12 protein-coding genes are annotated in these 8,663 nt (G+C 50.1%); all 12 read left to right on the top strand.

Annotated elements, in window-relative coordinates:
- Nucleotides 1-198: 198 nt before the first annotated feature.
- Nucleotides 199-552 (top strand): HI1506-related protein, encoded by a 354-nt coding sequence (locus tag ACLR2L_RS16610; protein ID WP_413369675.1) that lies wholly within the window; start codon nucleotides 199-201, stop codon nucleotides 550-552.
- Between the two features lie 3 nt (nucleotides 553-555).
- A complete protein-coding gene (locus tag ACLR2L_RS16605) occupies nucleotides 556-978 on the top strand; it encodes a gp436 family protein (protein WP_413369673.1) in 423 nt (140 codons plus the stop codon).
- Nucleotides 979-1,404, top strand: a complete 426-nt coding sequence (locus tag ACLR2L_RS16600) for a hypothetical protein (RefSeq protein ID WP_413369671.1) — start codon at nucleotides 979-981, stop codon at nucleotides 1,402-1,404.
- Nucleotides 1,401-1,610, top strand: coding sequence for a hypothetical protein (locus tag ACLR2L_RS16595; RefSeq protein ID WP_413369669.1), 210 nt, complete (start codon nucleotides 1,401-1,403; stop codon nucleotides 1,608-1,610). Before ACLR2L_RS16600 ends, ACLR2L_RS16595 begins: the two co-directional genes overlap by 4 nt.
- On the top strand, nucleotides 1,607-2,551 hold the full coding sequence (locus ACLR2L_RS16590) for a hypothetical protein (RefSeq protein ID WP_413369667.1): 945 nt from the start codon (nucleotides 1,607-1,609) through the stop codon (nucleotides 2,549-2,551). The genes ACLR2L_RS16595 and ACLR2L_RS16590 overlap by 4 nt, the downstream gene beginning before the upstream one ends.
- 92 nt (nucleotides 2,552-2,643) lie before the next feature.
- A complete protein-coding gene (locus ACLR2L_RS16585) occupies nucleotides 2,644-2,979 on the top strand; it encodes a hypothetical protein (RefSeq protein ID WP_413369665.1) in 336 nt (111 codons plus the stop codon).
- 20 nt (nucleotides 2,980-2,999) lie between these two features.
- Nucleotides 3,000-3,341 carry a hypothetical protein gene (locus ACLR2L_RS16580; RefSeq protein ID WP_413369663.1) on the top strand — a complete coding sequence of 114 codons (342 nt, stop codon included), beginning with the start codon at nucleotides 3,000-3,002 and terminating at the stop codon, nucleotides 3,339-3,341.
- Nucleotides 3,338-6,013, top strand: a complete 2,676-nt coding sequence (locus ACLR2L_RS16575) for a tape measure protein (protein ID WP_413369661.1) — start codon at nucleotides 3,338-3,340, stop codon at nucleotides 6,011-6,013. Before ACLR2L_RS16580 ends, ACLR2L_RS16575 begins: the two co-directional genes overlap by 4 nt.
- The gene (locus ACLR2L_RS16570) at nucleotides 6,010-6,624 is read left to right on the top strand and encodes a hypothetical protein (protein ID WP_413369659.1); all 615 of its coding nucleotides are present in this window, start codon (nucleotides 6,010-6,012) and stop codon (nucleotides 6,622-6,624) included. Before ACLR2L_RS16575 ends, ACLR2L_RS16570 begins: the two co-directional genes overlap by 4 nt.
- Nucleotides 6,621-7,262, top strand: coding sequence for a hypothetical protein (locus tag ACLR2L_RS16565; RefSeq protein ID WP_413369657.1), 642 nt, complete (start codon nucleotides 6,621-6,623; stop codon nucleotides 7,260-7,262). The genes ACLR2L_RS16570 and ACLR2L_RS16565 overlap by 4 nt, the downstream gene beginning before the upstream one ends.
- Entirely contained in the window at nucleotides 7,259-7,675 is a 417-nt protein-coding gene (locus ACLR2L_RS16560; protein WP_413369655.1) for a DUF6950 family protein, read from the top strand. The genes ACLR2L_RS16565 and ACLR2L_RS16560 overlap by 4 nt, the downstream gene beginning before the upstream one ends.
- On the top strand, nucleotides 7,663-8,663 hold a 1,001-nt coding region (locus ACLR2L_RS16555; RefSeq protein ID WP_413369653.1), incomplete at its 3' end, for a hypothetical protein. The genes ACLR2L_RS16560 and ACLR2L_RS16555, both read left to right, overlap by 13 nt.

The raw sequence follows: 8,663 nt of genomic DNA, 5'->3' as shown, positions 1-8,663 counted from the left end.
GGTAGTGCCTGCCAGCCTGCACCAAAAAGCCAAGCAAATTAACGAACGTGAGTTAATCGACGATGGCGGTGTAGGCGCGGTAAGTAACGAACTACGTGGCATGTTCAACGTAATTTCGCCTGATTACTTGTAAGCCCTACAACCTTTACAACTTTAACAACCGGCTTGCATACGTAAGCCGGTTGCAAGGAGAAAAACATGTCTGTTACCAAAGCAATCATTACCGCCATTGTTATTACGGCAAGCGTGCCTTCCTTTCGCCGTGCCGGTTTCGGATTTACCGACACCGGTACCGCGTTCGCCAAAGATGAATTCACTGCAGATCAGCTCAAAGCCATTCACGCCGAGAAAAAGCTGTCTGTTCGCGAAATGCCATCCGACGCAATCCCGGAAGGTATTGATACCGCACCACTCGACCGGTACCTGGCCCACCCCGCCACCAAAGCGGCGCAGGAAGAAAAAGCTGCGGCTGCTAAGAAAACCGAATCTACCACGGCCAAGGCAGGCACCAAAGCGAGTAAGGACACCGGCGCAGAGAACGCGGGAGCATAACCCGTGAACTACTGCACCACTAGCGACCTGATAGACCGGTTTGGAGAGAGTGAGCTAATCGCTCTTTCCGACCGGGATAACACCGGCGCTGTAAATGCCCAGGTGGTTAGTGCGGCCATAGCTGATGCCAGCGCATTAATTGATGGCTATTTGGGCGGGCGTTATGCCCTGCCCCTTTCCGTTGTACCAAGCGTGTTGCCCAAGCTTTGCGGTGACATTGCCCGTTTTAATTTGTACGACAACGCAGTACCTGAAGTAGTGCAAAAGCGCTTCGAAGCCGCCATTAGCTTTTTAAAATCGGTTGGCAAAGGCGAAGTGCGGTTGGGTTTAAGCGGTACCGAAGAAGTCGCCACCTCAGATGAAGCCATTGAAATGGTAAGTGGTGGCAGCGTATGGAGCCGCGCAGATTCAACGGGGTTTATATAAATGTTAACCCTGGTTCAAACACGCATTAAACCCATTTTTGACCACGTTGGCGGCGCAGCCAATGTGCGTGAAGCAATGGGCCAGCCCATTCATAGAAGCAGCGTGGCCTATGTGGTGCCTGTTAGCGAAAGCCCTGTAGGCAACAGCCGCGATGTAGATATTGGGCAGCCGCTGCAGGAAAGCGTGATCACCTTTGGGGTGGTTATAGGCATAAAAAGTATTAACGACAGCACCGGTGAAAAAGCCCTTATTCAACTGGAGCAGCTGCGAACGGCGTTACGCAATAGCCTTTATGGCTGGAAGCCCAGCAGCGACTTTGAGCCGGTATTACTGAGTAAGAGTGATCTTGTAGGTTTTGCCACACAGGGCTTGTGGTGGATAGACCGTTTTATAACTAACACCTGGTATCAAGGAGTTAACGGATGATCATAGTAACCAACAACAGCGAATTCCCTATTCGCCGCGCTGCAATCGAGTTTGCGCCAGGCGAAACCAAGTTTAAAGACGGCGAACTCAGTGCCGGTAAGCAAGCGCAAATCAGCGCCCATTACCAGTTAAAAGTGGTGCACGTTGAAGACCGCCCAACTGAAACCACGGCTAAACAGGCCAAAGCGCTGGAGAAAAACGCATGAGCATTACCCCAGGTTACAAAGACAAACGTAAGTTCATTATGATGGCGCTGAAGCGCCCGGAAGACACTAAGGGCACAGATTACATTGCCAACGGTGCCACGCCGGTAGCCATTCTTACCACTGGCCTTGCGGTGAATCCGTATCAGAGCGAGCAGATTACCCGCGACCTGGACGATGGAAAATCAGGCGGTCAGCCGGTTATTCAAACGGGTGAGCGCATTACCATTACTGCACCTGTTGAATGGGCAGGATCTGGAGCGGCAACAACCCCAGCGGCATGGAGTAAATTAATTCAGTTGGCGGCGCGTGACGAAACCGTAAATACCAGCGATGTAACCCATGAGCGAATATTAAGTGCATCAAATGAACTCGACGGTACGGTGTACTTCTATTGGGAAGGCATGTGGCACATTCTGTTAGCCGGTAAAGCAAGCTTAACCACAGCAGGAAAAATGGGTGAGCTCCCTAAAATTACCGTTGAGATTCAAGGTATTTATGGCGACACCGTTTCCGGCACCCCGCCTGCAGCTAACTTCTCTGCTTTTCAGCAGCCTTTGCCATTCAGTAAGGCTAACACCTCGTTCACGCTCGATGGGCAGGCGCTCAACCTCTACGAGTACGAACTGGCCGACAACAACAGTATCGAGCACGACGAAGGTACCGAAATTAATCAAATCTTTATTGATGACTGGAGCGAAGAAGGCAAATTCATTATTGAAGCCCCAGCGCTTTCAACATTCGATCCGTTCGCGCTAATTCGAGCCAGTGCCATTGTTCCCTTTGAAATTACACACGGTACCGTGGCCGGAAAAATCGTTAAGCAGTCCAGTACCGGCATTCAGTTGTTGGGTATTCAGCCCTCGCCACAAAAGGGCAAACAGGGTTGGGATATCAGCTTCCGTGTAATTCGTGGTAACGACAGTACGTTAACCACCGCGTAATAAACCGTGCCCCGCAGGGCGTTCGCAAGGCTGAGGGATGCTAAACAGCCAATTTAGTAAGCCAGGGAAGGCTTCATTAAATGAGGTAAAGCATGGCTTTCGTTTTAAAAAAAGACAACGCAGTTTGGTGGCCAGTCACAATTAATATGGCTGCCGATGGCGGCAAGCGCGAAGACATCGTTGCATCTGCGAAATTCCGAATTCCTTATGCGGATGAGTACGAAGAATTCAAAACGCATACCGATATTGAGTTTTTATCAACCGTGGTCGTGGATTTGGGCGAAGAGTTCAAAGAAGAAGACGGCACGCCGCTCAAATGCTCACAACAAAACAAAGTTCGCCTGTTTAAAAGTTCACTGGACGTAAGGAAGGGCTTTGCAAAAGCGTTTCAACAAATCATCAACGGTGAGGCTGTAGAAAAAAACTAATCGATGCGGCCAGTTATTGGGTGAACGGGCCGCAAGTTACTACCGAAGAAGTTGAAGAACTCATAGCCCAAATGCAGGAAATGCAAGCCAGCAGTGCAGAAATTGACGCCATTAGGCAGTGTCATTCAACCGATGACCACTTTGAAGTACTGGAGCAAAACTGGCCGGTTATTAAATGGTTCGCTGATGTGCAGGATTTATTTGTTTATTGCAATGGATGGTGTCGGGGGCTTGACGTGTCAGCCGTAGAAGCTGATGCAAAGCTGGCCGCCAGAGAATTTACCGCAGAAGACTATAAAGGACTTCGCCTGTTAGCCAAACATGTAGCAAACGAACGTAACAATAGGTTGCAGAAGAAATGAATGACTTGGTTGTTGGAATAAGACTAAAAGCTGACGGCTCAGGACTGGTGGGTGAAGTTAAAAATGCCCAGGGCCAGGTGAGTCAGTTTGGTACGTCTGCCGTTAACACAGGTCGCCAGGTTAAGCAGATGTCTGACAATGTTGACATTGCCTCAAATTCTTTTGCTTCCATGCGCAATCAGGCGGTTGCCATAGGTGCAACCATTGCCAGTGCTTTTGCTGTTCGTGATCTGATTAGCTTTGCCGACCAGGCAACGTTAATGAGTAACAAACTGAACGATGTTGCCGAGGATACCCAGGCGCTTGAACGCTCGCAAAGAGCGCTGCTTGCTGTGTCGAACGAAACCAGAACCGATTTAGCTGCATCGGTGGATCTATATGCAACACTGCAACGCAATGCCCGAAACCTGGTAGACACAGACCAGGAACTGGTAGATATCGTAAGAACAATAAATCAGTCTTTTGCGCTTAGCGGTGCTTCTGCCGAATCAGCAAATGCCGCCATTATTCAGTTATCACAAGGTTTAGCGAGCGGCACACTGCGCGGTGACGAATTTAACTCGGTTGCTGAACAGGCCCCTGAGATTTTACGGGCAGTACAAAAGCAGCTTGGTGTTACCAAGGGCGAACTAAGGGAAATGGCCGCCGAAGGGAAAATTACCGCTCAGGTGGTTGTGGATGCGTTGACAAACAGTGCCGATGAAATTAGTCGCCGGTTTAATCAAACGTCTATTACTGTAGAACAAAGCCTTACCATTGCCAAAAACAACCTAATTGACTTTATTGGAGAGCAAGACCGGTCGCTGGGTGTTTCCTCTAAGCTGTCTGAAGCGGTGCTAACATTGGGAAACAATATCGATACGCTTGCCGATGGTGTCGCTGTTGTTGCTGCGATCATGGGTGGCCGCTATGCGGGTGCCATTATATCGGCAGCTATCGCCAAAGGGGTTTTGGTAAAACAAACCCTATTAGCCGCACCTGCAGTAACAGGGCTGAGTGCCGCACTTGGGGTGCAGGCTACCCGCGCTACCGCATCAACAATTGCAACCAATGCCCTTGCAGTGAGTGTTCGGGGATTAAATGCGGTAATGCTGGCACTTGGTGGGCCAGTTGGTATTGCTGCCGGTGCTATCCTCTTAAAATTCGCTTTTCAACAAGAGGAGGCTGCAGAGAAAACGGCCAATAATCGCGACGAAGTTCAAAAGCTCATTGATAAATTCAAGGAGCTTGGGGCGCAGGGACGCGCAATTGAAATTGAGAAAATAACGCAAAAGGAAATTGCTGCCCGCGCAAAGCTGGTTGAACTTCAAAAACAATACAACGATGAAATAGAGCGCCAAAAGCAAGCGAACGCCAGCGCTTCACCCGCCACGAATCAATTTTCGGGTATTTCTACTGCAGTAAATGACTCCAAAGCGTTGGGCGAATTACAAACTCAAATCGATAACGTTAATGAAGAACTAAACACATTTGCAGAAACAAAATCTGAGCTGTTTAACAGTACCCTTGATGTGTCTTCAATAAACCAGGGCATTAGTGAAGTAACGCAGACACTTGAAAGGGCAAACGCAACCCGCCTGAACTCAGCCATTCAAAGCTATCAAAGCGAAGCCGACGCGTTAAACCGTTCGCTTCAGCTCAAACGCCAGGTGATTGATGGCAGCCTGTCTGCAGAAGAAGCAGCAATTTATGAAAGCCTGTTCAGACAATCCGATGCATACCAGGAACAGTTTGATCGTCTGGAAGTTCAAATTAAAGAGCATTACCAAAAAGAGCTTGAAGAAGCCAAAGGCAATGCAGAGTTAATAGCACAGATTGAACAGGATAAAACCGACAAGCTAGCAGAAATCAAGCAGGCTCATCGCGATTCACAGCGCCTGTTAGGTGAACAATTTAACTTGGAAATGGAGCAGGCCAATCTTGGTTTCCTTGAAAAGCTAGAGCAGCATATTTCAAACACGACCAACAACTTCGATGCAATGTGGGGAAGTACGTTTGATCGGTTTGCCGCCGGAATGGGCGACGCAGTAGGTAGCGCAATTGTTGAAGGCCAAGACTTTGGCGAAACAATGAAAAGCCTAGCAAGAAGTGCAATTCAAACTGTTATCTCAGGTTTGGTTGAAATTGGTGTGAAAAAGCTCGCACTAGCTGCAATTGAAAAAACTATTGGTGCTAGTGGGGCTGCGGCCAGCGCAGCAACTGCAGCGGCCACGGGAACAGCTATGGCGACAGCATATGCACCAGCAGCTGCTTTTGCATCATTGGCAAGTTTTGGTGCGAACTCTGCTCCTGCAATGGCAGGTATAGCAACTACGGTTGGACTAGCTGAGAGCCTTTCAGTATTGGGTATTGCTCACGATGGTATAGACCGAGTACCTGCGTCACACGAGGGAACCTGGTTACTACGCAAAGACGAAATGGTGCTGAATCCTTCACAGGCAGACGATTATCGCCAGTTGGCAACATTAGCTCAAAACTCAACAGGCCAAAATGGCCGCCAAATCAACTACAGCCCACAAATCTCAATCGACGCCCGCAACGCCGTGCCAGGCATGGAGCAACGCATTCGCGCTGAAATAGAAACGGCACTGCGCCAGTACCAAGCCGAACTGGAATCAGACTTTTCCAATGGTGGCCCATTGAGCCAGCGTTTAAATGGGTTAGCAGCATGACAGTATTAACATACGACTTCCCCAGCATTCCAATTAGCCGATGCATGTTTGAGGTGGTGCACGATACTGACATGGAAATTAGTAAGGTATCGGGGCATGAGCATATTACAGAGAATCCAGGAGAACGCTGGGTAATTCAATATCAGTTTAAAGTGCTTACTCTGGATGAAGCCAAGCTGCTTAAACTGCATTTAAAGCACCTTCGAGGATCGGTTAATAAGTCACGTTTATTTGATCCGCTGTTTAAAGCTCAGGGCGGCACATGGGGCGGCTCGCCGGTTATTGACGGCGCTGGCCAGTATGGTCTGTATGCAGACGTTCGCGGCTTTAGCCCCAATCAGGTTGTTGCCGATGCGCTGGACCGCTGCATGATTGGTACCCAGCTAATGGAAATTGCTGCTCCTGCGTCTGCAGATGCGTTGGGCAATGCGCGTTTGTATTTTACCAATGAGTTACGCCAGGCAACCACGGACGGTATGCCTGTAACGTCTTCACTGAATGCCCTGCGCTGCAGTGGTAGATGGAAAGACCCCTCACAAATACAGCAGCTCAGTGGCAATCGCCGCCTGTACAGAAATATTACCCTGGATTTTGTGGAGGCATTCGCATGATAGAACGTGTGATCACGCCAACCATGGTTGCCGCCGCTAAAGCCAACCCGTCGCGCCTTTTGGCCTTTGCTGAAATAAATACGTCCAGTGGTTGGGTACGAGTGCACAGCGGGCACGGCGAACGTGTATACAACGGCCAGACCTATTTAGGCATGGGCGAGTTTGCAGGAATTGGCCAGTTTACCGAAAACGCGGACACCTCGAACAACCGGGTAACGCTGAGTTTAAAAGTGCTCGACCCGTCGTTACTGGCTGAAGTAATGAACGAAAGCCTGAACGGCTATGAGTGCTTTGTTCACCTGGTAGCGTTAGACGAACACCGCCGCATAGCTGAAGGCGTTGATTATGTAATCGACGGCGATGTGGTAGATGTAAAAGTAGAAGAAGGCAGCCTGGAAAAGCAAATCCCATCTGTGATTAGTTTGGTTGTGGGCGACTGGATAGAACGCTGGGCAACGCCTGCTGAAGCAGCCAAAACCACCGATGCCGACCAGCAGCATTTATTCCCTGGTGATCGCTTCTTTGACCTGGTTGAAATTGTTGCTGGCTCTCCAGCGAACACCCTACCGGTTAAAACCAATTACAGCGGCAGTGGCCGAGGTGCTATGGGTGGCGATCCAGTGAGGCGCTTAAAATGAGAAAGCCAGACTGGGCAAACCGCCTTAACACCTACATTGAACAGCATTTAAACACCCCGTTTGAGTGGGGCACGTTCGATTGTTGCCTGTTCACCGCCGATGCAATTCAGGCCATGACCGGGCAAGACTTTGCTGCCGAATTCAGAGGCCGGTATTCAAGCATGTTAGGTGCTAAACGTGCATTAAAGAAATATGGCCAGGGCGATATACGCAAAACCATTGAAGCCAAGTTTGGCCCAATGTGCAGCCGTTTATACGCTGGCAGAGGCGACATAGCCCTGGTTCAAACTCCATTAGGTGATGCCCTGGGCATAGTGTGGTCGGGCAAGATTTGGGCTGCAGCTGAACGCGGTTTAATGACACTACCAATGAGCAGCTGCGTAGGTTGCTGGGAGGTACCATGCCACCAGTAGCTGTAGGCGTAGCTGCCGGGCTTGGATCTGCCCTGTTTGCAACAACGGTGTTAACCGGCGCATTTATTGGTGTGGGCGCGGCGCTGGGTACCAAAATACTCACAGACGCATTAACACCCGATTTAGGCGACTACGGCACCGACCCAGTAGCCGACCAGGCATTAACCACCAACGCCAACCAGCCCCGCAAAATCATTTATGGTGAATCGGTAGTTGGTGGCCAAATTGTGGGTGTTGCCGCTCCCACAATCAGCAAAAAAGAATACGACATTCTGGTAGTACACCTTGCCGGACACCCTTGCGAGTCGGTATCGATTTACGAGATTGAAGGCAAAACAGTAAGCGAACTGGGCGACGCGGTAACAATGACCGTGTACCTGGGCAATCAAACCTCCGCAGACACTACTGCCAATACCTACATTGATGGGTGGACAAATGATCACATTGGTTACGAGCAAACCTATGTGGTATTGAAAATTCGCCGCGACGAAGACCTGTTCCCGCGTGGTGTTAATGAATGCAAATTCATTGTACGTGGCCGCAAAGTTTACGACCCCAGAAAAGACACCACTGCAGGCGGTAGCGGTGCACACCGGCCAGAAGACAGCACCACATGGGAATGGAGCGACAACCCAGCATTGTGTGCCTACGACTACCTGCGCCACTATGGTTCGCGCCCGGTACCACTGCGCCGCATCCCCTGGGACTTTGTAGCACTTACAGCCAACTATTGCGCTGAGCAGGTAAACTTCACCGATGCTGACGGCAACGCAGCTACCGGCCAACGCTTCGGTTGTAACGGTGCGCTGAATAACGGTATTCGCCCCGGTGAGGGCCTGAATAACATTATGGGCACCATGGGCGCGAAACCTTACCGCGTGGGCGGCAAAATTTACATTAAACCGGCCATGTATGCAGGCCCGGCTACCGTAACGGTAGACATATCAGAAACCAATGCACGCCCGTTGCACCGCCCACACCGCCCGCT

It is taken from the genome of Alteromonas sp. AMM-1 (genome assembly GCF_047290655.1).
GTDB classification, from domain to species: Bacteria; Pseudomonadota; Gammaproteobacteria; order Enterobacterales; family Alteromonadaceae; genus Alteromonas; species Alteromonas mangrovi.
The sequence above is the reverse complement of the archived record's forward strand: the minus strand, read 5'-3'. Positions and strand labels throughout refer to the sequence as shown.

Bases quoted from the DNA above. Each gene is read 5' to 3' on its own strand.
- ACLR2L_RS16565 (WP_413369657.1), top strand. From the start codon at position 6,621: ATGATAGAACGTGTGATCACGCCAACCATGGTTGCCGCCGCTAAAGCC.
- ACLR2L_RS16560 (WP_413369655.1), top strand. From the start codon at position 7,259: ATGAGAAAGCCAGACTGGGCAAACCGCCTTAACACCTACATTGAACAG.
- ACLR2L_RS16585 (WP_413369665.1), top strand. From the start codon at position 2,644: ATGGCTTTCGTTTTAAAAAAAGACAACGCAGTTTGGTGGCCAGTCACA.
- ACLR2L_RS16610 (WP_413369675.1), top strand. From the start codon at position 199: ATGTCTGTTACCAAAGCAATCATTACCGCCATTGTTATTACGGCAAGC.
- ACLR2L_RS16570 (WP_413369659.1), top strand. From the start codon at position 6,010: ATGACAGTATTAACATACGACTTCCCCAGCATTCCAATTAGCCGATGC.
- ACLR2L_RS16575 (WP_413369661.1), top strand. From the start codon at position 3,338: ATGAATGACTTGGTTGTTGGAATAAGACTAAAAGCTGACGGCTCAGGA.
- ACLR2L_RS16595 (WP_413369669.1), top strand. From the start codon at position 1,401: ATGATCATAGTAACCAACAACAGCGAATTCCCTATTCGCCGCGCTGCA.
- ACLR2L_RS16600 (WP_413369671.1), top strand. From the start codon at position 979: ATGTTAACCCTGGTTCAAACACGCATTAAACCCATTTTTGACCACGTT.
- ACLR2L_RS16590 (WP_413369667.1), top strand. From the start codon at position 1,607: ATGAGCATTACCCCAGGTTACAAAGACAAACGTAAGTTCATTATGATG.